We start from the raw sequence: 26,356 nt of genomic DNA, 5'->3' as shown, positions 1-26,356 counted from the left end.
GCATAGTTCAAACAAGGTGTTTGCTCGGTGAAATCGTTGATAGTCAATGATTTTATGATGTCCTGGTGAGCAGCTTAGTGTAAAGTGACCTGCTCACCAGAATAGTTACCAAAATGGCGGTTCAAAGGTGAGCAAATGAAACCAAAACGTAATAAAAAACCCCTCAAACATAACGTTTGAAGGGTTTTAGTGGTTTTGATACCTACTCAGTGGAGCCAGAGGTTTTTATGTTTTATTTGTAAATGGCTGATTGCTAATATCTTAAAGAGGTTTTTGGATCACCGAATTACTCACCTCTTATTTTTGCCTTACTATTGCTGCAAATGCTGCAACAAAAATAATTAAATAGCGTAAATTTAAATTAGGTGTTTGATGCTCTTTCAGGTTTTTTACACCAAAATCGGTAATGCACGAAATGATAGGCTACAATATTAATTATATAATGCGCCAACTCGGTGTTAACTTATGTTGTTTTGCCTCTGTATCAAATGGCGTGACTATAAGGGTAAGTTAATCTTTCGTGAAACCTGCTTGCTTCAAATCTCTGCCCATTTTTCGGTCTCGGAATTATTCAGTAAAGCGTAAATGAGCTAATTTGTATCTATGGGCATCCTAAATAATGGAAGCAATTTTGATATATCTATAGATACTTTGGCAAAGGTTCATTCCTCCTTACGATTTATAGCTGATTAATGATGTTAGCACCCAGTGTTAAGTGTAGCAAGATACCTAATGCTAAAATCATCATTGAAAAGATAAAACTTTATATCGCCTTCTTATTTGAATCGGCTTAAAAATGGCAATGTTTAAGAAGCCGGCAGCTATTTAGCCCCCAAGATCCTAAAAATGTAATGCAATTGCTCGCTAAATCTAAGTTATTAACAAAATATTAAAAAGTTATTAGAATTGTATTAGAATATTATTGTAAATTCATCAAAAAATTGTCGCTGTGGACTTATTAAGCAACGATCCTTGCTCTGTCCTTGTTAAACTAAGCCATCTATAATGGAATATAGGCTCTTTGGTGTGTGACAAATATCTATTTAGACATGAGAGCTGCTGTTAATGCTCACCTTTTAAAGATTTAGCTTTAGAGTAATGAATTTTGTATTAATATTTTTTGCTCCAAGTTTTCGTTAACTTGGTAAAACGTTTTATCAATTAAATAAATAATCTTTAACCTAATAAGTTGCATGAAAGAAATCCACTAACTTAAATAATGGCGGCACTGCCGCAAATCCATCGCTACTGATGAACTCTCATCAAATAACACTTATCATTAATTAAAACTTTATTATGATTAAATTTTTTTACAAAAGAAAAATCCTCTACTGCTCATCTGTAATCATTACTTTTTTTGTTTTAAACGCTGTAAAGTTATATGGTCAAAGTCTACCTGTTGCAGGTACTCAAGTGACGGTTTCCGGTATTGTCAAGGATAATAGCGGACCTTTACCCGGCGCCACGGTATCAATTGTTGGCTCCTCATCAGCTGTTTCTACGAATACTTCCGGCGCGTTTACCATCAAAGCCGAATTTGGCAAATCAATTTCGGTAAGGATGATTGGTTATCTATCACAAACTGTACAGGTAACAGGAGCAAAGTCAAATGTTATTGTCGTTTTAAAAACCGATCAGAAGAATTTAAAAGATGTGGTAGTAATAGGCTATCAGCAGGTATCACGTCGTACTTTAAGTGCGGCTGTAACATCTGTTGATCCTAAATCAATTGCAGATGTACCTGCACCTACATTTGATGCCTTGTTACAAGGACGTGTAGCAGGATTGAACGTGCAAAATTTTTCTGGCGAGCCAGGTGTACGTAGTAACGTAGTGTTGCGTGGTAACACTGCTGTTAGTCGTAACATTGATAATAATACGGGTAGTGCATCGGGGAAAGCCAGTTTAGCAAGGGCAATATCCGGTCCACTATATGTTATTGACGGTGTTCCGCAAAGTACGGAAGATATTGCAGCCATCAATTACGGTTCGGGAACAAGTACTGATGTACTTGCTGGTATCCCAATCGGCGATATTGGATCTATCGACATTTTAAAAGATGCATCTGCTGCGGCTGTATATGGTTCACGTGGTGCAAATGGTGTTATTATCATCACTACTAAAAAAGGCGTTGCTGGCAAAACTCGCATCAATTTTTCTACCTACCACGGTATTACCAATAGCCCCAACCTAGATAAAGTGCTTACCGGTGCCGAAGAAACCAGAGCGAAGCTTGATTTGTTAAGACACTACGGTAATTATGATAACCTCAAGAACATTCCTCAAATTCTAACGGATACATTAAACCCGGCTTTTAACAATGCTAATGATTACCGCGGTCAGTTATACCAGACAGGACGAGTTGATAATTATGAACTATCAGCAACAGGCGGGAATGACGTTTTAACCTACAGGTACGGCTTAAACTACTACGATGAATCTGGTATTATTAAAAAAACCGGATTAAAACGTTATTCAATTAACAGCACGGTAGGTATAAACATTTCACCCCGGTTAAAAGTCAGTACCCAGATAAGGTTTTATAGAGTTGACAGGCCAACTTCGCTTAGTGATATCAGCGGGAATGTAAATCCGTTTACAGGCGGATATTATGCAAACAGTCCGTTGCCGCCATCAAATCTATATCTTACGCAAGACAATAGAGATTTTCTATTTGGCAGCACAAACAAAAGTACAGATAACAATACGAACAACAGTATAACGATCAGCCCGACTATAGACTGGAAGATATCTGACCATTTCTTATTCAACAGTGTTCTTTCTTACGAAAGCGCCGGTAGCCGCCGGGATACTTATACCCCCGGAGTTGTTAGACAGAGTGGTTATGGCTATGCCTCAAGCTTTGTTGATAATTCGGCAAACTATTTACTTAGTAGCAATATTCAATATAATACCACGATAAATAAAGTGCACCATCTGAATGTATTGTTGGGGCAAAATATGGAATATCATAATTATAGAGCAACCAGCGCTACTGCAGATGGTATACCAAACGACCAGATTTCTATCGTAAAGGTGTTAGATAAAAATGGTTCCACCGCTTTTTCTGATTTGATTGAAAGCGGTATAGCAACAGAATTTGTGCGGTTGAATTATGATTACAAAGGACGTTACCTGATATCGGGCGTTATGAACGCTGATGCCTCATCCAAATTTGGCCCTGGTAATCGCGTAGGATATTTTCCTTCGGTATCTGCAGGCTGGATAGTAAGCGATGAGCCATTTATGCAATTCGCAAAAAGCTGGCTTACCTTATTTAAATTGCGTGGTAGCTATGGTATCACTGGTAGGCAGCCCGATTCTGGTGATAACTACTTATCTTTTAACTCTTATAACATTGGTGCAGGCGGTTTTGCCGGTAGCAGTAGTCCCCAAACTGGGGCAAACCTTTCAACCACTTATAATGGCGTAGCAGCAATAGCGCCTAATTTTAATGGTGGCCTAAGTAATAAGGATTTAACTTGGGAGCACTCGAAACAATTGAACGTAGGTTTTGACCTTACCATTCTTGATGGCCGTTTCAATGCTGTTGTTGATGCTTATGTTAAAAATACCAGCCAAGGTATATTTACCCTGAACCTGCCTGTTACTACTGGTTATCGAACTATTGTAACCAACTCTATCGGTACACAAAACAGGGGGCTCGAAGCATCATTTATTTCGCATTACTTTAGCCCTAAAAGTGCATTTCAGTGGGAAACTGACTTTAATATTGCTTACAATCAAAACGAGATTACTTCATTGCCTAACGGCGGACGTGACATTTATTTAGATAAATATCTTTTAAGACAAGGACAGCCCATCAATGAATACAACTTGTTTCAACAAACCGGTATTTATAAAACGGATAAAGATGTGCCCATAAACCCCGTTACGGGAGCGCCTATAAATTTTTACGGTTATCCATTTAAAGGCGGCGATCCTATCTGGAAAGATTCAAATGGAGACGGAACGTTGGACGCTACTGATTATGTACCCGCCGGAAACCCAAACCCTAAATTTACCGGCGGATTTAGCAATATTTTCGGCTATAAAAACTGGACACTATCTGTATTCTGTACCTTCACCTTAGGCCGCGACATTTATAACGATTATCTGGTGGGCAAGCTGTCGCACTTAGTGCCTAATGACGACCAGGATTCTGATCCGTACCACGCGATTACGAATAATGCGTTTCCTGATCTTACAGGTATTAACTATTGGAGGAACCCAGGCGATGATGCTACTTATCCATCTTTAAGCTCGGTAAGCGGCACCCATTACAAATATGCTGCGGTCAGCTCAGCCTGGGTTGAAAATGGGTCATATATGCGTATCAAGACGGTGTCACTTGCCTATACGTTTAAGCCGGCTGTATTAAGTAAATTACATTTAAGCCGCTTGAGAGTTTATGGCATGGTAGATAATCTTCACATATTCCAAAAATCGAATGTGCCTGACGCCGAACAAGTTGATGCTTTTGGTGTCTACAACGGCAGCGGTTATCCAATCCCTAAAAAGTTTACTATGGGACTAGATTTAAGCTTTTAATTAAGTTGATAAAAAGAAACAAAATGAAAATACGAATATTAGAATGCACAGCCGCACTCATGATTATAATCGGCGTAATAAGTGCAACGTCCTGTAAGAAGATACTGGACCTCAATCCTCATAACTCAACATTTACAAACGCCTATTTTACCAATGGAACCGATGCCAACACAGCCATAGCCGGCGCGTATGCACTTTTACGTTCAGTATTGCTTAATAACTCGTCATTCCATGTGTATGGCGATGCAACCGCTAAAGAGTTCAATATACTTTCCGGCAAGGATAACCAGAACTATAACATCTCAAATGGTGAGTTTACGGGATTGAACGTTGGTTCGGGCAATTGGAACTGGCAAAATTATTATCAGTTATTGCAGCAAATAAATTTGGTAATCAACAAAGTTCCTGATATTCCTATCAACACTTTTACTAACCAGGATGATAAGAAGAGAATAATCGGCGAAGCCTATTTCCTGAGGGCATATACTTACTTTTATATGAGTAGGGTATGGGGCGATGTTCCTTTAAAGTTAGCACCCGATTTAGATATAAGTCAAGCCAAAAACATACCTCGCAGCCCAGCTGCCGATGTTATGAAACAATGCCTAGCCGATCTAAAGATAGCTGAAGATAATCTTACCTTTGGTTATACAGATCAAAACCAGCGTGCAGTAAGGGCCAACAAAGGCAGCGCCTTTGCATTAGAAGCACACATACAAGCATGGACGCATAACTACAGCGCCTGTGAGCAGGCCGCCGCACAAGTAATTGACAACGGGGGCTACAGCCTTGTTACGGATACCTCGCAGTTCGGTAAAGTTTTTGTGGGCAAATCGGTTGAAGGAATTTTTGAAATAAATATCAATTATGGCCAAAGCGAAGGTATAGCTGTTAATAACGGTGGCTATACACCAACGCTCAAGTTTCCGTTTATTTATTCAAAAACCGATTTGCAATGGCCAACCAATAAAGAGTATGTAAATAAGCTGTACACGGATACTTTAGACATTAGGTACGCTAAGTACTTTTTTCAGGCCCAGTCTGAATCAAATGGCCAAACAATTAAATTTTCAAATATCACTTATGCAGATGGATCCGCCAAAAATGATCCAAGGGTATCTAATAACCTGATCATTTTTCGTTTGGCGGATATAATGCTGTTAAGAGCCGAAGCACTTAATCATTTAGGCCGCGATGGTGAAGCCTTATTATTACTTAATAAGGTGCGGCAAAGAGCGCATATAGCTAATTATAGCGGTACTGGTGATGAACTTAACCGCACTATACTTGAAGAACGCCTACGTGAGCTTTTTTACGAAGGACATGCCTTTTATGACTTGGTACGTATTAAAAAGATTGGTAATCCAACTTCAAGTTTTATTGCAGACTACAATTCAAGATTTGACGACACGAGAATTAATGCGGGCGGAAACTACTGGCCTATCGATCCTACGATGTTTAAAGATGACTTTGTATTAAAGCAAACACCTTACTGGCAAGGAAAGCTATAACCCTTAAAGATTATAAAATGAAAACATTAAAAATATTTATGCTAGCGCTGTTGGCTGCAACCGTTTTCTTTTCCTGTAAAAAGGACTCCACATTAGGCGGCAGTGTATTTAATGCAAAAGTGGATATGACCACTTATGATTATCTTAAAACCAACCACGCTTTTGATACGCTGGTAGTAATGATCGATAAGATGCAGCTTAAAGAGGAAGTAAACTCAAGCGGGACTTTCTTTGCAATGACCAATTATTCTATTCACAACTTTGTTCAGGCAAAGCAGGCGCAACTACGGGTAACTACCAATGATGAAAACCTGATTTTCACTTTCGATTCATTGAACTTCACAGCTTTAAAAGATTCATTAAGGGCTTACATGTTTAAAGATAAACTAACACTGGATAATTTAACCCAAACTGGTGTGTATGCATCAGCAAACGATGGCGAAAAAAGGCTGATAAACAAGCGGCCAACTACTAATTATGTCAGTCAGATTTTTACAACCAACCCGCAGTATATTTATCTTACCAAAGTTGTCCCCTTAAAGCCAGGGGGCCCGGTGCCTGTTGATATTGGTGGCGTAGGACAAGTAGACCCTAGTCAACTGCTTACCACGCTCTGTCAAACTACGGGTATAATCACAACTACGGGTATACTACATGTATTAAATAATAACCACACGTTTACTTATTTCAACGATACAAATAACTAATAATATCATACTTAAAAAATGAAAAGAAACCATATAATTATATTTGTTGCTTTTATAGCTACAAGTATTGTTGCCTGTGTGAAGGCTCCGCATGGCTTTTTAAGTACTCAAATCAGGTATCGGGATAGCCCCATTCAGGTCGTTCGCGGCAACGTAGTTGAAACTTCAGCTGTTGATAACGACGGCTCAAGTGCCCCTGTAACTTATAAGTTGTTAGATATAAGAGATGCTGTAACCCATAAACATGCCGATTCAATTTACAAAAGCAGGAACAGATACGTTTACATTTCACAGTTTGACCCAAACGTAGATACAACTGTAGCCTTGCTTAACAGCAGACGCAAAATTGTGAGTACACCTGCTTTTGAGTTTAATGAACATACAGGTGGTTTTACTTTTTATGGTACTACGGCAAATGTTCCGACAGGGCTTTATGAATTTGACATTAGCGCAAGTAACGAAAATGGCACAAAGACTTACAGCAATGTTGCAAATTTTAATTTGTACGATGGCCCGGTTGCACAAATTGACGCCGGGGGCGGCGCTTGGTTTAAAGATGGCACAACCACCAGCGGTGATATTGGCGAACCTAAAGTTACCGTTCAAAAATTGTCGCCGCGTGGTACATTAGCTATTTTAAAAATAGTTGATAAAAACGGCGTTGCTTTTAATCCTAAAAATAAAGAATATATAAAGCGCGGTGACCGTAGCGATTTTGAAACTTTTGCTAAGTTTCATCCGCTTATCGTTTCTGATACATCCTTGACCTGTAACTTCGAGGTTATTCCTTTTCCGTTCCAGGGTGCTGCACAAGGTTTTACAATTTACTATCGTATTCCGGGTAAATTTGCCAAAATTGATCCTGGTTTTACACCAACATCAGACCGCGGATACAGCGCAAACCCTCGATTTACCGTAAGGATATCTCAAGAAGGCACATATTTAATCACAGTAAAATTGCAGCACGTTACGCGCGACCCAATTTAAATCATATACTCAATGTATCCGGTACAAGGAGCTAATGCTTGTGCCGGATATTAAGTACTTAAACATCGTTTACTTTAATATCATGAAGAAGTTTTTATTGCTCATCACCTTTTTACTTTCATCAGGCCATGCCGTTGTTAACGCACAGTCAACAGAGGTAATTAATAAAAAAGGATATAGGCTCACTATTATTAACCAAGATCCGGAATTCAGCAAAGCAGAGATAGCCAAACTGGTAAAAACATTTTTTGAAGTGTATCCCAAACTTGAAAAGGAGTATAATTCAAAAACCTCAGAAGAGGTTACCTTTATAATTGATACAGCTTACGATGGCGTAGCAGAAACAGGTGGGGGAAGGGTAACCTTCAGTTCTAAATACATGACGAAACATCCCGCAGACATTGATGTGGTTACCCATGAGGTAATGCATATTATACAAGACTATGGCGATGGGGCAGGGCCTGGATGGTTAACAGAAGGAATTGCCGATTATGCCCGCTTTAAATTTGGCGTAGATAATAAGGGTGCTGGTTGGCAACTGCCAGACTATAAGCCAAGCCAAAATTATGATAACGCTTATCGTATTACTGCCCGCTTTTTGGTATGGATTGAAAAAAAATTAAAACCTGACTTAGTGAAAAGCTTTGATGAACAATTGCGCAGTCATACCTTTACGGATGAGAGCTGGAAAAAAGAAACCGGTAAAACTGTTGATGAACTATGGGTTTCTTATTCAGCACATCCCCAAATATAGCATAACCAATTCAACTGTAACTGATCATACAAACTTGTAATTATTATCACAAACCTTCAGAAGCAAGAAAAAAGATCAGCTGCGTAAACAATATCACAGAAGCAATCCATATGAACAGACGTCATTTTTTAAAACTTTCGGCTACTGCAACTGCCGCTACGTTATTTAGTAGACTAACTTATGCAAGCAGCTTAAATTTGGCTTTAATTAACCATCCGGATGAGGCGTGGGCCAAGGTAAATGAAAATTGGGTAAAGTTAACGAACTCCGGCGGTAACATATTTTCTTACCACGACCTTCGTGTGGAGTTTAAAGCTGGTAAAGGTAAAAAAGCTGTTTATATTCAGTCACCCACAGCAAGCTTGCAGGGCATTAGGCTGCAGTGGAAGTACAATACCTCTTCCTATTCTGAAATACTGGGCGACCACTGGGAGCGTTCTTATGGAGATCTGGCGTGGAAAGCCCCTCAGGCAGGCGTTAAACTGCCTTGGTACATGCTTTTGTATGATACCCGCCATACCGCCTGTTTTGGCGTAAAAACCGGTGCAGATACCATTTGCTACTGGACGGTTAACAATAACGCCATTGAGCTGACGCTGGATACACATTCCGGTGGGGTAGGTGTAATGCTTGGACAAAGAACGCTTCATGCTGCTGATATTGTGGTAGCTGATAGTAAAACAGGAGAAACACCTTTTGCAACGGCTACCCGCTTTTGTAGCATGATGTGCACTAAACCGCGTCTACCCAAAAGTCCCGTTTATGGTATCAATGACTGGTACGCTGTATACGGCAACAACTCATTTAACAGTATCAAAAGCCAAACGGCATTTATGGCCGAGCTGTTAACGGATAATTCTAATCGCCCATTTTCCGTAATTGATGATGGCTGGCAGGTGAGTGATGATTTTTCAAAAGCCAACGATAAGTTTAAGGATATGCACCTTATGGCCGAAGAAATTAAACGCTTGGGCATGCGCCCGGGTTTATGGACCAGGCCCCTGGTGGCAAAGGATAATGATAAACCTGAATTGCTGGCACCTAAAATAAAGGGCAGAAACGAAGGGGCAAAAGATTTCATACTCGATCCCACTGTACCTGAAACCATTGAGCGGATACAAAGTAATTTTCACACCTATCGTTCATGGGGCTATGAAATGGTTAAGCACGATTTTACTTCATATGATATATTCGGCCGCTGGGGATCCAAAATGGCGGATGAATTTACGACTCCGGGCTGGAAGTTTAATGACCAGACGAAAACCAATGCCGAAATCATTAATCATTTGTACCGTTCCATTAGGGAGGCTGCCGGAGATATGTATATCATTGGTTGTAACACTATGAGCCATCTTTCGGCAGGAATATTCGAATTGAATCGAACTGGAGATGATACTAGTGGAAAAGATTGGGACCGTACCCGTAAAATGGGTGTTAATACACTGGGTTTTCGCTTACCGCAGCACAATACCTTTTATGCAGCTGATGGCGACTGTGTGGGCTTAACCAAAGACGTGCGCTGGGCAAAAAACAAGCAATGGCTCCGATTATTAGCCGAAAGCGGGGCTCCGCTATTCATTTCAGCAGAACTGGATGCAATAGGCACTGAGCAAAAAGCTGCCGTTAAAGAAGCCTTCGCCCAAGCCTCAAAAGTGCAGCCCACTGGTGAGCCTTTAGACTGGATGGAAAATCCATTTCCTTCTAAATGGAGACTCAATGGCCAGGCAGTTGATTTCGACTGGCGCTAAGGCGACCTCGTTTTCAGTGAATCTTTCTGATCACTATTGTAATATTCTAAGTACTAAACTTAGAATATTCTCAATTTGCAGTACGCTTGCCGGACATAAAAATGTCTTGAAATACACAAAATGCTGCTCTTAAAGGAGAAGATTTTTGGTATAAATCTTTCCTTCAATGGAACAGCAAATTCATTTAAGTTCTTTTCAACATAGTTCTTTAAAATGAAACAAAAGTGGTGAATGTGTCATTTGCAACCATGATGTTTAATTAGTTAAATGTTACAAGGCAGGAATTTGGAAGTAATTTGGCTGTATTTGTAATACCTCTGCAGATGTTCATTATTGACTAATTTATTTTGATGATTGGCTGGATAAAATGGGATCTGAAGGCAAATAAAAAATCAAGCAAACAGTAATTTACAAATTATCCGGCATTTTTGCGGTAGCCCATTCTGTTAATGCTCGTCCTGCGGGTAGTCCTAATGAACTGGCAAAGCGTACCGGACCTATCTTTGCCGAACCCTTTGAAGTAAAAGAACAGGGCTCCTTAAAACAATTCGCAGCCTATATCCAAAATGTACGGCGCGAATATCCGAATGGCGAACATCGATTATATCCGAAATGGCAGCAAATGCAATACCTGTATAGCATGTTTGCGGCACATCATCACACGCTTGACAATGACCGTTATTCGGGCTTAACCTGGCAAACAGCCGAAGACACACTTAAGTTGATCAATAATCAACTGCACGCATAGTATGGAAGCTATATATCAAGACGAATAACTGATCAAGGACTGGCCTGGATTCACCAGTCATCATATCGAGGTAAACGGAACACAACTGCATTATGTGGACGGTGGTAAAGGGCCGGTACTAACTTGTCTGCCCGGATGGCCGCAAACCTGGTACTCGTACCTTCCGATAGCACCAAAATTAGCCGAGCAATTTCATGTTATTGTTATTGACATTCGCGGAATGGGTAGTTCGGCAATGCCAGCATCGGGTTACGACAAGAAAACCATGGCTGCAGATGTTTATGAGCTGACGTTAACACTAGGAATCACGAAAGCGCATGTATTAGGACACGACATCGGCGGCATGGTAGCCGCGAGCCTGGCGTATAATTTTTGGGAAGCGATAATAAGCCTGATCCTGGCGGATGGCTTGCACCCGAGTGAGGACATGATGCAAATGAAGCTGATGTCGCCCGCCGGAACATTTGGTGAAAAGACAGATCATCAGCAACCCTACACCTGGTGGATGGGTTTTAACCAGGTAAAGGAATTACCGGAGAAACTACTGGAAGGACGCTTTCGATACTTGCTCGACCGGTTATTCCGCTATGTAATGGTGGATGATAGCAAGATGCCTGATTTTGACAGAAGTGTTTACGCGGCAGTCTACGATCAACCCGAGCGTATTCGCGCTTCCAAAGCCTGGTATCAGACATTTAATCAGGATATCGAAGACGCCCAGCATTATTCAAAATTGACGATGCCGATCTTGGGTATGGCCAGTCACGTTTCGTATGGTTACTATCAGTATGCTTTGCCAACCATTGCAGAACAATATCAACTGTTGCATTTGGAAAATACTGGTCATTATATTTTCGAGGAAAATCCTGCCGCTGTCATAAACGCCATGCTCGAACACCTGATAACAAATAGTGAGTGAGATTTAACCAAGGCGTTGCTGATTTTCCCCGCTATCACTTGTTGGATAGCGGGCAGTTGCGAGTGATGATTAAAACAAAAATATTAAGCGCTTTGATCCTAATTGTAAAATTGGCGGAATTCCACCGGCGTTAGCTGAGTTTTGCTTTTAAATAACTTACTGAACGATTGCGGATAATCGAACCCCAAAGTGTAGGCAATTTCGCTTACTGACAAACCTGTTGTTGACAGCATTTCTTTGGCATGATCAATCAGCTTATCTTGTATATGCTGCTGGGTGCTTTTACCGGTCAGGGTTTTAAGCAAGCCGCTGAGATAATTGGGCGAAACATGAAGGGCATCGGCAACCGATATAACGGTTGGCAACCCCTTACCAACCATATTTTCAGGTGTAAAACAATGCTGGAGAACAGCTTCCAACCGACTGAGCATGTCGTGGCTATTGATGCCGCGGGTGAGGAACTGGCGCTGATAAAAACGCTGAGCATAAGATAATAACACCTCCAGATGGGCCACAATAATATTTTGTGTAAACGAGTCAATTATCCTTACATATTCTGTAGCTATATTCTGCATTATGGCGGTAAGGATTGCTTCTTCCTGCTCCGAAAGAAAAAGCGCTTCCTTAACCGCATAGTCAAAGTACTCGTATTGCTTAATGCCTTTAGCCAACGCCGTATTCCATAAAAAATCGGGATGAAAAATAAGCAGCCACCCGAAGTGTTCAATCGGCTGATCAGGATCTGACTCGATTCCGATCTTCTGACCCGGTGCCATGAAAGTCATGATGCCTTCGTCAAAATCATATACCTGCTGACCGTATTTCAGCTTGGCATGAAAATTTCTTTTCAGCGCGATGGCGTAAAAATCAAGCACCCAACTTGTAGGATGATCAGGGACTGATCTCATATCTTCAAACCGCACTACGCTGACCAGCGGATGCACCGGCCCCGGCAAACCCCGGAGCCGGTGAAATTCGTTAATGGTTTTGATATGTACAGGCTTGTTATCCATGATGGCCTAAGATACCTGTTTTTGATAGGCCAGCGCAAAGTCTTTGGCAAAATCGGCTATCTTGATCTTACCGAGCACCGGTTTGTGCTGGTAGTAATCTTCTGCAATCAAACCTTTATGATGCCCCTCTTGTAATTCTACCAGTAAAGAAGCAGATTTGGGCGGCAAGCCTGCTGCTTCAAGATTTTGTTGTACCTGTTCTGCCGAAATGAGTTCCCACCGGAGGCCGGGTTTACCAATGGCCTTGCCTAAAGCGCTAGCTACCTCGCTACAGCTTAGTTCGTCGCTGGCCACGTACCGAATGTTCCTGCCATCAGCCGTTTTCTCCAATTCCTCTGCTACGGCTGCTGCAATATCTTCAGGTGCTACCAGTACAGTGCGGTCATCACCGCCATAATTAGCTGCTATACGACCAGTGAATTTTATAGCAGGGATAAAGTCGAAAAGATTGTAGTAGAAGGAAGCCGGGCGAATGTGGGTAATGCTAACATCCGAAGGTAACCCGTTCATCACTTGCTCGTAATAATAGGTTCCAACAATCCCGCCGGTGCCATTACCGCGGTGCGCACCCCAACTGCTCAGGTTAACCACGCGTTTGATGCCTGTCTGTTCGATTGCAGTTGCATAGTTTTCGCCAATGCTGCTGAAATGGCCGATAGGGTCAAGATTAAGGTTCATGTAGCTCACAGGCGGCACCATCGTGTAAACGGCATCAGCACCTGCAAATGCCTCCCTTAAAAACGCAGCATCCTGTACCGACCCTATTGCTGCGTTAGCACCCATAGCTTCAATGGCTGCCCGCTTTTCCGGATTGCTGCTGATAACGGTTAGGGTATGTCCCTTTTCAATAAGAGATTTAGCCAGCGGTTTACTAATGTGTCCTAACGAACCGGATATAACGATTTTCATACTTATATTACTTGATACAATACAAAGGTCCTTATATAAACAAACGTCTGTTTAATCAAATCTATCCTTGTTGTGTTACTATCTCCTTTTATGTTTGAAAATAAGGTTTGATCGGCAGCTTCTATTAACCATATGGCGTTTTGACTAACACAAAGCGTATTTCAGCTAAAAAAAGAAGGCTATTAGTGCCCACCTTTGATTTATAAATTAATTATTATGAAAGCAGTAAGGATCAACGAATATGTTGGGCCAGAGGTCATGAAGATCGAAGAGATAGCGCGTCCGGTTCCGGCATCTAACGAAGTATTAGTCGAAGTATATGCAAGTGGTGTAAACCCGGTGGATAGAGAGCGATCAGAAGCGGCGAAAATGGAAGCCTGCGTTCGTTCCTGATACCGCCCATGACTTTAGGCTGGAATGCGGCCGGGGTTGTGGTAGAAGCCGGCAACGAGGTTACATCCTTAAAGGCGGGTGATGAGGTTTACGGTGTTCCTAACTTTCCGGACGACGGCAGTTATGCGGATTATTGTGTGAGCAAGGCGATCCAGTTTGCCATCAAACCGCAAAGCCTTGATTTTACGCAGGCTGCCGGTGTGCCTTTAGCTGCGCTAACCGCCTGGACCGGTATATTTGCTCATGGCGGCTCGAAACCGAGTCAGCGCATTCTGATCCAGGGTGCTTAAGGTGGTGTGGGTGGTTTTGCGGTTCAGTTTGCTAAAGCGAAAGGAGCTTACGTCATCTGTATGGCATCTAAAGATAACGTAGCATACGTAAAGGAATTGGGCGCTGACGAAGTAATTGATTACAAGACGCAAAACTATGAAGAGCTGCTCCGTGATGTTGATTTGGTGCTTGAAGCCTCACCAACCCGAAACAACAGCGAGCGGATAAAAGCGATTAGCGTTTTGAAAGACGGCGAAATCTTCGTCAGCGTTAACACAGACTTTCCTTTTAACGACGCGTTGATGAAAAGCAGCTAAAGTAAAAAATGTTAAAGCTGCATCATCGGCAAACCAACCTAAACAAGAATCGCCGGCAGAGATGGCTGAGCTCATTGAGGCCGGTAAAGTGCAGGTTTTATTCAATAAAGTATTTACCTTAGAAGAGGTTACTGAAGCACACCGCCAGATTGGCACCTGGCATGTACGCGGCAGACTGGTTTTAGACCTCAAAAAATAAGTAACACCTGTATGAAGCATTTAAAACTATCGCAGAGTTCCATCTTTTCGTGGGCTTACCGGCACCGCTTCACCCGCTGATCAGCGTAGTGGATGTTGCGACCGTGCCACACCGGGAGGTACTGGAACCGATGAACATGGCGATGGATTTTTATTCCATTGCTGTTAAACGAATGGTCAATTTTAAGGTGCGATACAGGCAGCGTCCTTTTGATTTTAACGGTGGCATTATGTCTTTTATGTCACCCAACCAGAATTTAGTTATTGATGTTAACGATAAAAGTAAAAAGACAGAAAAATCAGGATGGGTAATCTACATCCATCCTGATTTTTCTTGGAATGCGGGATTGGCCAAAACCATCCGTCAATATGATTTCTGGAACTATTCGCTCAACGAATCTTTTTTTCCGAAAAGGAAGAGACAAGGATCAATAACCTTGTTCAAAGTATTCATGAAGAATACCGGGCAAATATAGACAAGTTCAGCAAAAGTATAATCGTTTCGCACATCGAAGCCTTGCTCAACTATGCCGACCGCTATTACCATCGCCAGTTTATCACCCGGGAGAAGTCCAATCATCAGATATTGGAGCAGGTAGAAACCTTACTCGCCCGATACTTCCACAGCGATGCCCTGCTTTCAAAAGGATTACCTACCGTGGCTTATCTAGCAGGTGAGCTTAATCTTTCTCCAAAATATTTGAGCAGTGTGCTCAAAGTGCTCACTGGCCTAAATACGCAGCAGCATATACACGAAAAGCTAATAGAAAAAGCTAAAGAGAAATTGTCGACCACCGAGTTATTGGTTAGCGAGATCGCCTACGGGTTTGGCTTCGAGCATCTGCAATCATTCAGCAAATTACTTAAGGCCAAGACAAGCCAATCACCACTGGAATTTAGGGCGTCTTTTAATTAAATTGATATAGCGCGTAAGATGTTTTAACCAAAGTGGACTACTTGTTCTGTAATGTTTAAACATCTTTGAATTCTCTCTCCAAAAAAAATGCAATTATAATGAACGAGCTTGAAACCTAAAGTGATGGTAGTATTTTCCGAAGCGGCAATCTGATAGGCTTTTAAAAGCTTCGTCCAGATGGACCGAATACGACTGTTAATATGTTTCGCCGCTACAGAGGAGCCTTGATGGCGCCCAGCTTTGGGAGCCATTTGGTTGCGCTAATAAAGCAACCTGTCGAAAACTGCTTGCGTTTGCCGTCGATAGTAATTCCGCAGAAAATCGGCATCTGCTGTTTTTCATTGACTTTCGAGCGGTATAAAAAGAAAAGAATGTGTAGGTTGCTTTTCATAGGAACGGACTTGAAGTGAAACAAAAACTTTCCCCTTATTGGGTCTGTATCAATAACGTCACGAGCTGTCGTTTTAACATGAGAAATAGACGATGAAAGAAGTTGAATTATCCCGCGAGGCGCTTTAGAGATGGTCTGGACAGCGCCGCTGAGCACCATCGCCACCAAATACCAGATTTCAGATGTCGGTTTGCGAAAGATTTCCAAAAGGCTGAATATTCTCACCCCGGACTTCGGGGTCAGCGAATTTATTTATTAGGATTGCTGTTTGTGATAGTCTTAGTCGATGAATTGAACTTGTGCCGAAGCAAATCCATATCCTGTCTGACCTGACTGTCCAGAATTTTTGCGTAGTGTTGGGTGGTACGGATATTTTTATGGCCCAGCATTCTTGATACACTTTAATCGAGACCCCGTTTGCGAGCATAACCGTAGTCGCAAAGGTGTGACGGGCGATGTGAAAGTTAATTCTTTTTGGATACCACAGACGTCTGCTATCTCTTTCAAATACGCATTCATCTTCTAGTTCGTTAGTATCGGTAGCAGTTTAGATCATTGACACATTCCGGGTGATTCTCATACTTATTTAAGATTTCCAGCGCTACAGGTGGGAGTGGTATGCGCGATTCCGTGTCGGTTTTTTGTCGTGTGGTAAAGATCCACTTGTTGTTATTGATTCCCGTGTTGATCTCCGACCGCTTTAGTTTATTGACGTCTGCATAAGCTAACCCGGTAAAGCAGCTAACTAAAAACACATCTTTCACCTGGTTCAGCCGGTCACTGACAAAGGTTTTGTTTTGGATGGTCTCTAACTCTTCACTGGAAAGAAAGTCCCTGATCACTTCCTTGATCTTAGTTTTGTATTTACCAAACGGATTACGGTCAAGCCAGTTTTTGGCTAGGCAGAGATGCAAGATCTTTTTAACATTTTTGATGTACTTGACCGCCGAATTGTTGTTACAGTTTCTGACTGTCCTCAGATAAAACTCCAGCGAGGTCACGAATTCATGATCCAGGCGGCGAATATCTATATCAGCCATCTTATACTTCCATTTTAAAAATTGACCACATCTTTGAGTGTGGTTTGATAACGAACAACTGTAGCAGGTGCTTACTCTTTACCGACCAGAGCTTCCATCTGACGGTTATGATCCTGAAGATCTGGATAAGCATCCGCGTCGGGATTTCCGCATCAATACCATTCATTCGATCTCTGAATGCTTGTGCCGTAAGTGGCACTTTCCGTTCTAACATCTCGCGATAGATTTCATAAGCATTTTGTTCAAGCGTTTTTAAATGCTTGTTGACCGAGCGCGCCTCATCTGAATGGCCCGTCGCTTTCTGGGGCTACGGGGTTCCAGATCTCCTGGCTGATGGTGCGCTTGGTCGCGACCTCAACACGGCTGCTGTCGATGGTGATTATCAGGTAAATCGGTGCATTGCCTCCGGAATGCGCCTTGGTTCGTTTCAACTGGAGCGAAAGGGCAAAATTTTTAGTCATAATAGGTTTCTCAACTCGTTAAAAATCATGTTAAAAACCACTGACAATCTGTGGTGCTGGTTTTTGCAAGGCATTGAATGTTAGTTTGTTGCGGAGTTTTTCGAGACCTAAATTACAAAAGTGCTTACAGGTCTCGATTAGGTCTCCCGAAACATGCATTTATATAGACTCTTTTAGACTGGAATTCATAAAAAAACGCTATAAACCATCAGTTTATAGCGTCTTTTACTCATTTAGACCTTAATTTGTGGAGCCGGAGGGATTCGAACCCTCGTCCAAACATGGTATAAGGTAAGCTTTCTACATGCTTAGCTCTGTTAAATTGTCGGGAAGTGGAAGGTCAGTGGCTCACCTATACCATCTTCCGTAGGTGCTTTATCTCGTTCGCTTATCACACCCTAAGCAAACCAGTTTCATCTGTCGATGCCCCGTATGCCGATCCGATGAAACGGAAAACCGGCGGGACAAAAGCTATGCTAATTCTAAATTAGGCAGCTAAGGCGTAGTTGTTTTCGCCATTTGTAAGTTTGAGCGTTCAGATTATAGCGCTAATTCACCCAACGCGCTGCATGCTTACTTACTTATCTCCATCCTGTCAATTCCGGTCGACCCCATTGTTTTGGTTATCTTCCCAAGCATTGTTGTACTCAGATAAGTAGTTACAAATATACAAAATTTAAGCCAGGTTTGTTAATGCGATGTTAAACTGATATTTAGTCCGCATTGTTAACCATGTTTTAATTGACAGTCTGTACGTAGCATACAGACTGTCAGACAGTAAGTTGTTTTATGATTGCAGATTATCAGACACAGTAGGAGGGGTGGCAACACGGCCAGGGTAAACTTTTAGTGCTTCCTGTAAACAAATCATGGCGTTTTGCAGGTCGGTACTGTTCAGCACGTAGGCCATACGTACTTCATTCTGGCCGGCACCAGGTGTGCTGTAAAAGCCAGTAGCGGGTGCCATCATCACGGTTTGGTTTTCATAGCTAAAGCTTTCCAGCATCCATTGGCAAAATCTGTCTGCATTGTCAATAGGGAAGCGGGCTACAACATAAAAGGCACCGCCCGGGTTAGGGCAGTATACACCCTCCATCTGGTTCAAAGCTTTTACCAGCACATCACGGCGGTATGTGTATTCCTCATTTACAGTTTCAAAATAAGCGTCCGGTGTCTCAACCGCAGCTTCGCCGGCAATCTGCTCAATCATACCCGGACTTAAACGTGCTTGTGCAAACTTCAGAGCGGCAACCAAAACTTCCTTATTTTTGGTGATTAAACAGCCTAAACGTGCACCGCAGGCGCTGTAACGCTTGCTCACCGTATCCATCACAATTACGTTCTCATCCAAGCCGCTCAGGTGCATGGGCGATGTAAATTCACGGCCATCATAGCAAAATTCGCGGTATGCTTCATCCGCAAAAAGGTACAGGTCGTATTTTAGTACAAGATCCTTCAACGCTTCCATCTCCTGTTTAGAGTACAGGTAGCCGGTAGGGTTGTTGGGGTTGCAGATGATGATTGCCTTGGTTTTATCCGTAATCAGTTTTTCAAATTCACTGATAGCAGGTAGCGCAAAGCCGTTTTCAATGTAAGATAAAATAGGCTTTACCACAATATCACTCTGGCAGGCAAAGCCGTTATAGTTGGCGTAAAATGGCTCCGGTATAATCACCTCGTCACCTGGGTTAAGGCAGGTCATCATAGCAATGGTAATGGCTTCCGAACCACCGGTGGTTACAATGATGTTCTCTGGGGTTATATTGTAATTTAATTTGTTATAATATTCGGCCAGCTTTTTACGGTAAGATAAAGTGCCTTCCGAGGCTGTGTAGGCCCAAACTTTAAAGTCGATATTTTTGATTGCATTCAGCATGCCCTCCGGTGTTTCAATATCCGGCTGTCCAATATTCAGGTGGTATACTTTTTTACCTTCCTGTTTGGCTTTTTCGGCAAACGGCGTTAGCTTACGTATTGGCGATGCAGGCATGTGCTGCCCTTTTTGAGATATTTTTGGCATAAGGGCAAATGTAAAAAGATAAAACCCTATTCAACAAAAAAGGCGCATAATTTGCGCCTTTCCTTATTGGTTAAAATAGAGCTTCTTTTTACTTGGTAGGTTGGGTAACTACCTCGCCTACAATGTAAAGTGTTTTAGTTGGCGTTTTGGAGTTGGATGTTACTACAATGGCTTTTGAAAATGCACCTGGTGCTGCAGCACTGTAAGTGATTTTAATTGTGCCTTTAGCACCATTTTTTACCGGGGTCTTGGTGTAATCGGCAATGGTACAACCACAGGTTGGGCGTACATCAGTCAAAATAAGCGGTTCTTCGCCTACGTTGGTGTACTCAAACATGGTGGTTACCGGTTTACCCTGGGCAATTTTACCGAAATCATGTTTTTCTTCTGAAAATTTAAATTCGGCTTTTTTGTTGTCCTGTGCCGATGCGGTAATAGTAAATCCTAAAATCACCGCACACAATATCATCAGCTTTTTCATGTTCATATATGTTGTTATACGCAAATATAATCTAATGGTTTAATGTTCAGTAAAAAATATATTATTAGATACTATCGGTAACGAACCCGTTAAGAAAGATAAAATCAATATAGAATTTTTTATTTTTACGCCCTAAACGAATATTATATGCCAGAAAGCACATTACCGGCAAACGGAGACTTTACTTCAAGTGAGCTGAGTTTTGATGATTTCCGAAAAATCGTCATTCATGATTACCGTATTGGTTACGAGAGCAGGCAGGCCAGTATGATTGGCCGGCGTGAAGTACTTACCGGTAAGGCCAAATTTGGCATCTTTGGCGATGGTAAGGAGGTGGCTCAACTGGCTATGGCCAAAGTATTTAAGCCTGGCGACTGGCGCGCCGGCTACTACCGCGATCAAACTTTTATGTTTGCCACCGGTATGAGCACCATCAAGGAGTTTTTTGCTCAGTTATATGCGCATCCCGATGTGGAAAAAGACCCTGCATCTGCCGGAAGGCAAATGAACTGTCATTACGCTACACGTTTTGTTAATCATGATGGCAGCTGGGTAAATCAGGCCGAAACCATGAACTGTTCTTCCGATATATCAACCACTGGTGGTGCTATGCCACGGCTTTTAGGGTTGGCTTATGCATCGAAACTATATCGTGAAAATAAGGAATTGGAGTATCTGAAAGAGTTTTCGGTAGATGGCAATGAGGTGGCTTTCGGTACTATTGGTAATGGTGCTACATCCGAAGGATTGTTCCTGGAAACCTTCAACGCTGCAGGGGTACTGCAGGTGCCTATGGCTATTTCGGTATGGGATGATGCTTATGCTATTTCTGTTCCGGCCAAGCTGCAAACCACTAAAGAAGATATATCTGAAGCCTTAAAAGGTTTTCAGCGCGATGCCGGTAGTAACGGTTACGAAATATATAAGGTACGCGGATGGGATTATGTTGCTTTGTGCGAAACCTATGCGCATGCCATCAATTTATGCCGCACCCAGCATGTGCCGGTATTGATACATGTTACGGAAATGACGCAGCCGCAAGGCCACTCAACTTCCGGATCGCACGAGCGTTATAAATCTGCCGAAAGGCTGGCCTGGGAAGCGGAGCACGATAGTTTGTTGCAAATGCGGAACTGGATGATTGCCTCGGCAATTATTTCCGAGCAGGAGCTGGAAGAACTGGAAGATACCGCCAAGAAATATGTTCGCAATTGCCAGCGTGAAGCCTGGAATGAACTTTCGGCTGAAATTAAGGCAGAACTGAACGAGGCGGCCGCTTTAATAGAGCAACTGGCCGAACGTTCGGTTGTGTCAACAATTAAAGATATTGCCTCATCACTGCGTACCTGTATAGACCCGGGTCGTCGCGAAATTATTAATTCTGTACGTAAGGCTCTGCGCTTAACAGCTAATGAAAGTTTGGATGAGCGCCAGGCGTTATTAGAATGGCTCAACCGCGAAAATGAGTTGAACCGCGATCGCTATAATTCAAAGCTGTTTAGTGATACGCCGCAGTCGCCACTAAAAGTGCCTGTAATACCGGCGCAATATGTGCCTGATGCTAAAATGCTGGATGGCCGAGAGATATTAAATGCTTGCTTTGACGCTAACTTTGAACGCGATAAGCGCATTGTAGCCTTTGGTGAGGACGTTGGCGCTATTGGCGATGTAAACCAGGGCTTTGCCGGTTTGCAATCCAAGTATGGCGACTTGCGTATTACCGATACAGGTATCCGCGAAACAACCATTATAGGGCAGGGCATGGGCCTTTCTATGCGCGGCTTGCGCCCCATTGCCGAAATTCAGTATCTGGATTATTGGATTTATGCCATCACGGTTTTAAGCGATGATATTGCCAGTTTAAGTTATCGTACAAAAGGCGGACAAAAAGCGCCTATCATTGTACGCACCCGCGGGCACCGCCTGGAAGGGATATGGCATTCCGGTTCGCCAATGGGTTCGTTACTGAATGCCTTGCGCGGACTCCATATTTGTGTACCACGCAACATGACGCAAGCTGCCGGCATGTATAACACATTATTGCGGGGTGATGAACCAGCTATGGTGATCGAAAGCCTGAATGGCTATCGCCTGAAAGAAAAGCTACCCGACAATGTTGGCGAGTTTACCGTTCCGCTTGGTAAAGCCGAAGTACTGAATGAAGGAACGGATGTAACCGTTGTATCGTACGGTTCAACACTGCGCATTGTGCAAGAGGCTATAGAAGAGTTAAAGGCATTGAACATCAGTATTGAAGTTATTGACCCGCAAACCCTGTATCCGTTCGATCTGGACAGTACCTGTGTGCAATCCCTCAAAAAAACCAATAAGCTGCTGGTGGTAGACGAGGATATTCCGGGCGGTGGTTCGGCTTATATCCTTCAGCAAATACTCGAAAAGCAGGGAGGGTACAATTACCTGGATGTTGCACCTAAAACATTGTGTGCAAAAGAGCATCGCCCGCCTTATGGTTCCGATGGCGACTATTTCAGCAAGCCATCCGTTGATGATGTGATTGAAATGGTTTATGCCATGATGAACAATAGTAATCCGGCTAAGTACCCGGCTATATATTAAGCCCTAATTTTTAATGAAACAAAAAAAGCTTCGTGTCTAAAGCACGAAGCTTTTTTGTTTTAACTGATAAGCATAAACGGTTCCGTAGTAGGGATAACTTCTATCGGGCGGCTTGTTTCGCCTTGTTTAATCAATTAATCTCTTACTTTTGCGGCATACGCAATTACAATTTATGGATAATCAAACTTTCACTGCTATAGCTGATGTAATTAAAACCCGCCGTACCGTAAAACCGGGTATGATGAACGGTCAAAAAGTTCCGAACGAACAAGTACAGGAATTGCTGGTACTGGCAGATTGGGCACCAACACATGCTTACACCGAGCCTTGGCGTTTTGTAGTTTATGAAAACCCGCAGCAGTTTTGCCAGCAGCATGCCGAATTATACAAACAGCAAGCTACTGAAGAAAACTTTAACCAGGCCACCTACAATAACCTTATGAATATGGGCAACAAGGCATCGCACGTGGTGGTAGCTATTATGCACCGTAGCGAGCTGTCAAAAATTCCGGTATTTGAGGAGATTTCTGCAGCAGCTTGTGCCGTACAAAATCTTTTATTAGGCGCAACCGCATTAAATATCGCCAGTTTCTGGAGTACTGGTGGCGCTACCCTTAAACCGGTTATGAAAGAGTTTCTGGGCTTAGGGGCTGACGATCAGGTAATGGGCTTGCTATATCTGGGTTATGCAGATGAGTACCCTGCCGGCCAACGCAAAACACCGCTTGAAGAAAAAATAAAGTGGGTGCAATAATTAATATTTGTAGCGTTATAGTATTATAGCAACGTTACATTTCTTTAAAAGAAGGCATTTATATTTATCACGAAGTTTAACCAAAAATTAAATTTCGTGATAAATAGATGACTATCGGATGTAAAATCCTTGTTATATTTGTACTACAATCACACGGCAATTATAACCTAACTTAAACCTGTTGACTTTTAGCTTAATTAATTTTTTAAACTAATCAACGGACAATATGAAGAAGAATTTTTGGTGGATTACAAGTATCGTTTTAGTCTTATCAATTATCATCATCAGCTGGCGTTCTGCTGCTACCCATACTAATATTTCTAAGTCAAAAAACGACCCGGCAGCAGTTAAGAATGCACCTATTGTATCTGCTTACGGCACTTATGTAAATACAATTTACCAAAGCGCCAATTTGATGACATCTGGTTTAGATTATACAGTGTTTGAGAAAGCAGTAACCGGTTATTATAACCTGAAACAAAATCATAAGCTGAATGATAATAGCAGCATTATTACCATAGTTGACTTTAACAAACCAAGCCGCGAAAAACGTATGTGGATTGTGGATTTGGCAAAGAAACAACTGCTGTTAAATACATGGGTTGCACACGGACAAGGAAGTGGCAATGATGTAGCTACGCAGTTTTCTAATACTGCCGATTCACATCAAAGCAGTTTAGGTTTTTATGTAACTGATGGTATTTACTTTGGTAAACATGGCCGTTCTTTAAAGCTGGACGGTATGGATGCTGGGTTCAATAGCAATGCCCGCGCACGTGCTGTAGTTTTACATGCTGCAGCTTATGTATGCCAAAGTACCATTAACCAGTTAGGTCGTTTGGGCCGTAGCTTTGGTTGCCCTGCAGTATCGCCTGAGGTTAGTAATCAAATCATCGATCTGATTAAAGGTAAAAATATGTTGTTCATCAACGCCAACAGCAACGCTTATACCTCTAAATATCTGAACAATGCTTTTGCATCAAACTTTGCTGTTCCAGATACCAACAGCAGTCAGCAAGTATTAAGAGCTGCTTTATAATACTAATTGTATAACAAAAAAAGCCTGATGGATTATCCATCAGGCTTTTTTTGTTAAGAGCTTTTTTATGCAGTTAGCAATCTTTTCATGTGTGCAAACAGTACAATATCTAAACCGTAAACATCTGGTCTGAACTGTAAGGTACCATTACTATCTTGCCAGCAGGTTATATAGGTAAGGTATACCGGCATTTTGCGGGGCAGCGATAAGTCGGTTGGCTCAGGGTTGTTCTCGTTCATTGCTGTTTCAATGGTCTGATACTTGTTGCTATCGCCAAATAATGCATGAGCTAATTCCAGAGGCTTTTCTACACGTACACAACCATGGCTTACTGCGCGCATTGTTTTGTTAAAGGCCAGTTTAGCAGGGGTATCGTGCAGGTAAACACTGCTTTTGTTTTTGAACAGGAATTTAATTTTACCTAAAGCGTTATTATCACCAGGGCGCTGTTTAAAGGAGTAGCCATCGCCAGCTGATGCCCAGTCGATGGTTTCGGGGTCTTCTACCTTTGCGCCGTTTTTGTAAACATCAATATTTTCGTTTGATAGATAATATGGATCGGCAGCGGCATGTTTCATGATTTCTTTGCTGGCAATACTTTCCGGAATATTCCAAACCGGGTTTACCTGTGCCGAGTAAATCATGCTGTTTAGCTGTGGGGTTTCGCGTGAGAAAGGGCGGTCTACTTTATCGCTTTCGTCATACTCTGTCAGGTTATCTGTACGGTCAATATTACGGCCTTCGCCTACACAAACCTTCATAGTTAAAGCAGATTTGCCTTGTTTCATTACATTCAGGCTGTAGTCGGCAATGTTTACAATTACATACTCACTTTGTGTCGGCTTGTTTTTCCAGCGCAGGCGCTCTAAATTTACTTTCAGAATTCGATCCGATTCTTCGGTTGACATGCCGGGTACCTGTACATTGCTTTTTAAAGCTTTTTGCAAAGCCAGGTATTGTGGGTCTTTAGGCTGAATGCTGTCTAAAAAGTTTTTTAGCTGTGGCACTTTAAAAACCTGCAGCATAGCAGTACTATCCGGGCGTTTGGTTTCCGTGTAGTAACGTGCATAAATTTTACGCGGACTAATCAACCCGTACTGCATAGCGTTCGAGTAATTGATTATAGAATTTGCCAGGGTAACTTCCAGCTCGGCCATAGTTTGATAGGCTTCTTCGGTGGTTTTGATACCATCTTTGCTGTAAAATTTGTTCACCAGATCGGTTATTTGCTGGGCCTGAAAAATTTTAGGATCCAAACCATGATCGCTGGCATGCTGTAAATAATTGGTTATCGATTTCAGGTCATCGCCCTCCATGTGATCCAGTATTAAAACCGGATCATAGCCGTTACCTTCATAAAAGCCGGTAATGAGTTTCGGATTAGCCAGTTTGGCCTTTTTTTCGGCCAGTACTTTCTGGAAAACTGGCTCAAATCCTTCAGGTGTTACTTTGTTAAAAGCCTTGTTTTTGTTTACCTTATATATGGTTTGCGCCATATCAGAGCGTTTTTTCTTACAACTCTCGGCAGTAATAACTAAAAATGCACAAATTACCAGTAGCCAAGCTGGGAATTTTGTTTTAGGAATGCGAAGTGTATCAAGTATCATATGTAGATTTTAATATAAGTACGACTGTTATAAGCAATACCTATA

Annotated in this window: 23 protein-coding genes, 1 other RNA gene and 1 pseudogene; 17 read left to right on the top strand and 8 right to left on the bottom strand. The window is 42.1% G+C overall.

Annotated features, from left to right (window positions below; genetic code table 11):
- Positions 1–1,296: 1,296 nt before the first annotated feature.
- The 7 genes from KHS38_RS04865 to KHS38_RS04835 all read left to right on the top strand — a co-directional run bounded on the left by KHS38_RS04865 (position 1,297) and on the right by KHS38_RS04835 (position 11,925).
- Positions 1,297–4,551 carry a SusC/RagA family TonB-linked outer membrane protein gene (locus KHS38_RS04865; RefSeq protein WP_213487377.1) on the top strand — a complete coding sequence of 1,085 codons (3,255 nt, stop codon included), beginning with the start codon at positions 1,297–1,299 and terminating at the stop codon, positions 4,549–4,551.
- A gap of 23 nt (positions 4,552–4,574) precedes the next feature.
- Positions 4,575–6,062 (top strand): RagB/SusD family nutrient uptake outer membrane protein, encoded by a 1,488-nt coding sequence (locus tag KHS38_RS04860; protein WP_213487376.1) that lies wholly within the window; start codon positions 4,575–4,577, stop codon positions 6,060–6,062.
- Between the two features lie 17 nt (positions 6,063–6,079).
- The gene (locus tag KHS38_RS04855) at positions 6,080–6,769 is read left to right on the top strand and encodes a hypothetical protein (protein ID WP_213487375.1); all 690 of its coding nucleotides are present in this window, start codon (positions 6,080–6,082) and stop codon (positions 6,767–6,769) included.
- A gap of 18 nt (positions 6,770–6,787) precedes the next feature.
- The gene (locus KHS38_RS04850; protein ID WP_249665281.1) at positions 6,788–7,756 is read left to right on the top strand and encodes a DUF5007 domain-containing protein; all 969 of its coding nucleotides are present in this window, start codon (positions 6,788–6,790) and stop codon (positions 7,754–7,756) included.
- Between the two features lie 82 nt (positions 7,757–7,838).
- Positions 7,839–8,510: a basic secretory protein-like protein gene (locus tag KHS38_RS04845; protein WP_213487374.1), complete on the top strand. Its 672-nt coding sequence runs from the start codon at positions 7,839–7,841 to the stop codon at positions 8,508–8,510.
- A gap of 110 nt (positions 8,511–8,620) precedes the next feature.
- Positions 8,621–10,258 carry a hypothetical protein gene (locus tag KHS38_RS04840; RefSeq protein ID WP_213487373.1) on the top strand — a complete coding sequence of 546 codons (1,638 nt, stop codon included), beginning with the start codon at positions 8,621–8,623 and terminating at the stop codon, positions 10,256–10,258.
- 842 nt (positions 10,259–11,100) lie between these two features.
- A complete protein-coding gene (locus tag KHS38_RS04835; protein WP_349627911.1) occupies positions 11,101–11,925 on the top strand; it encodes an alpha/beta fold hydrolase in 825 nt (274 codons plus the stop codon).
- A 98-nt stretch (positions 11,926–12,023) separates the two neighbouring features.
- Here KHS38_RS04835 and KHS38_RS04830 read toward each other — a convergent pair whose 3' ends face one another.
- Both KHS38_RS04830 and KHS38_RS04825 read right to left on the bottom strand, forming a co-directional pair.
- Positions 12,024–12,938, bottom strand: coding sequence for a helix-turn-helix domain-containing protein (locus KHS38_RS04830; RefSeq protein WP_213487372.1), 915 nt, complete (start codon positions 12,936–12,938; stop codon positions 12,024–12,026).
- Positions 12,939–12,944: 6 nt separating this feature from the next.
- Complete coding sequence (locus KHS38_RS04825) at positions 12,945–13,847, bottom strand: NAD(P)H-binding protein (protein WP_213487371.1); 903 nt, start codon at positions 13,845–13,847, stop codon at positions 12,945–12,947.
- Between the two features lie 401 nt (positions 13,848–14,248).
- On the opposite strand from KHS38_RS04825, the gene KHS38_RS04820 reads away from it, so the two are divergent.
- The 5 genes and pseudogenes from KHS38_RS04820 (at position 14,249) to KHS38_RS22435 (ending at position 15,941) form a co-directional block, all read left to right on the top strand.
- Positions 14,249–14,530: an alcohol dehydrogenase catalytic domain-containing protein gene (locus tag KHS38_RS04820; protein ID WP_213487370.1), complete on the top strand. Its 282-nt coding sequence runs from the start codon at positions 14,249–14,251 to the stop codon at positions 14,528–14,530.
- A 6-nt stretch (positions 14,531–14,536) separates the two neighbouring features.
- Positions 14,537–14,827 carry a zinc-binding dehydrogenase gene (locus KHS38_RS04815; RefSeq protein ID WP_213487369.1) on the top strand — a complete coding sequence of 97 codons (291 nt, stop codon included), beginning with the start codon at positions 14,537–14,539 and terminating at the stop codon, positions 14,825–14,827.
- A 49-nt stretch (positions 14,828–14,876) separates the two neighbouring features.
- Positions 14,877–15,026: pseudogene (locus KHS38_RS04810) on the top strand (zinc-binding dehydrogenase); the annotation flags it as partial.
- Between the two features lie 88 nt (positions 15,027–15,114).
- A complete protein-coding gene (locus tag KHS38_RS22440) occupies positions 15,115–15,501 on the top strand; it encodes a hypothetical protein (protein WP_349627910.1) in 387 nt (128 codons plus the stop codon).
- A 41-nt stretch (positions 15,502–15,542) separates the two neighbouring features.
- Positions 15,543–15,941 carry a helix-turn-helix domain-containing protein gene (locus KHS38_RS22435; RefSeq protein ID WP_349627909.1) on the top strand — a complete coding sequence of 133 codons (399 nt, stop codon included), beginning with the start codon at positions 15,543–15,545 and terminating at the stop codon, positions 15,939–15,941.
- Positions 15,942–16,152: 211 nt separating this feature from the next.
- Here KHS38_RS22435 and KHS38_RS04800 read toward each other — a convergent pair whose 3' ends face one another.
- Together KHS38_RS04800 and KHS38_RS22220 are read right to left on the bottom strand one after the other, a co-directional pair.
- Entirely contained in the window at positions 16,153–16,539 is a 387-nt protein-coding gene (locus KHS38_RS04800) for an Arm DNA-binding domain-containing protein (protein WP_213487367.1), read from the bottom strand.
- A gap of 323 nt (positions 16,540–16,862) precedes the next feature.
- The gene (locus KHS38_RS22220) at positions 16,863–17,372 is read right to left on the bottom strand and encodes a phage integrase SAM-like domain-containing protein (protein ID WP_249665279.1); all 510 of its coding nucleotides are present in this window, start codon (positions 17,370–17,372) and stop codon (positions 16,863–16,865) included.
- A 67-nt stretch (positions 17,373–17,439) separates the two neighbouring features.
- Between KHS38_RS22220 and KHS38_RS22215 the strand changes: the two genes are divergently transcribed.
- Positions 17,440–17,583 (top strand): hypothetical protein, encoded by a 144-nt coding sequence (locus tag KHS38_RS22215; protein ID WP_249665278.1) that lies wholly within the window; start codon positions 17,440–17,442, stop codon positions 17,581–17,583.
- Between the two features lie 52 nt (positions 17,584–17,635).
- Entirely contained in the window at positions 17,636–17,917 is a 282-nt protein-coding gene (locus KHS38_RS22505; protein WP_502887917.1) for a hypothetical protein, read from the top strand.
- 161 nt (positions 17,918–18,078) lie between these two features.
- Here the strand turns inward: KHS38_RS22505 and ssrA are convergent.
- From ssrA to KHS38_RS04780, 3 genes are all read right to left on the bottom strand, one after another.
- Positions 18,079–18,446: a transfer-messenger RNA gene (ssrA, locus tag KHS38_RS04790) on the bottom strand.
- Positions 18,447–18,620: 174 nt separating this feature from the next.
- A complete protein-coding gene (locus KHS38_RS04785; protein ID WP_213487366.1) occupies positions 18,621–19,853 on the bottom strand; it encodes a pyridoxal phosphate-dependent aminotransferase in 1,233 nt (410 codons plus the stop codon).
- Positions 19,854–19,941: 88 nt separating this feature from the next.
- Positions 19,942–20,334 (bottom strand): DUF1573 domain-containing protein, encoded by a 393-nt coding sequence (locus KHS38_RS04780; RefSeq protein WP_213487365.1) that lies wholly within the window; start codon positions 20,332–20,334, stop codon positions 19,942–19,944.
- A 147-nt stretch (positions 20,335–20,481) separates the two neighbouring features.
- Here KHS38_RS04780 and KHS38_RS04775 point away from each other — a divergent pair, with 147 nt between their 5' ends.
- The 3 genes from KHS38_RS04775 to KHS38_RS04765 all read left to right on the top strand — a co-directional run bounded on the left by KHS38_RS04775 (position 20,482) and on the right by KHS38_RS04765 (position 24,704).
- Positions 20,482–22,911 carry an alpha-ketoacid dehydrogenase subunit alpha/beta gene (locus KHS38_RS04775; protein ID WP_213487364.1) on the top strand — a complete coding sequence of 810 codons (2,430 nt, stop codon included), beginning with the start codon at positions 20,482–20,484 and terminating at the stop codon, positions 22,909–22,911.
- Positions 22,912–23,083: 172 nt separating this feature from the next.
- On the top strand, positions 23,084–23,665 hold the full coding sequence (locus tag KHS38_RS04770; protein WP_213487363.1) for a nitroreductase family protein: 582 nt from the start codon (positions 23,084–23,086) through the stop codon (positions 23,663–23,665).
- A gap of 226 nt (positions 23,666–23,891) precedes the next feature.
- Entirely contained in the window at positions 23,892–24,704 is an 813-nt protein-coding gene (locus KHS38_RS04765; RefSeq protein WP_213487362.1) for a murein L,D-transpeptidase catalytic domain family protein, read from the top strand.
- A 65-nt stretch (positions 24,705–24,769) separates the two neighbouring features.
- On the opposite strand, the gene KHS38_RS04760 is transcribed toward KHS38_RS04765, so the two are convergent.
- Complete coding sequence (locus KHS38_RS04760; protein WP_249665276.1) at positions 24,770–26,200, bottom strand: L,D-transpeptidase scaffold domain-containing protein; 1,431 nt, start codon at positions 26,198–26,200, stop codon at positions 24,770–24,772.
- Between the last annotated feature and the right edge of the window lie 156 nt (positions 26,201–26,356).

Origin of the sequence: Mucilaginibacter sp. Bleaf8, assembly GCF_018390515.1 — a bacterium.
In the GTDB taxonomy this organism is placed as follows: domain Bacteria; phylum Bacteroidota; class Bacteroidia; order Sphingobacteriales; family Sphingobacteriaceae; genus Mucilaginibacter.
This window is presented reverse-complemented; position numbering and strand designations above follow the sequence as displayed.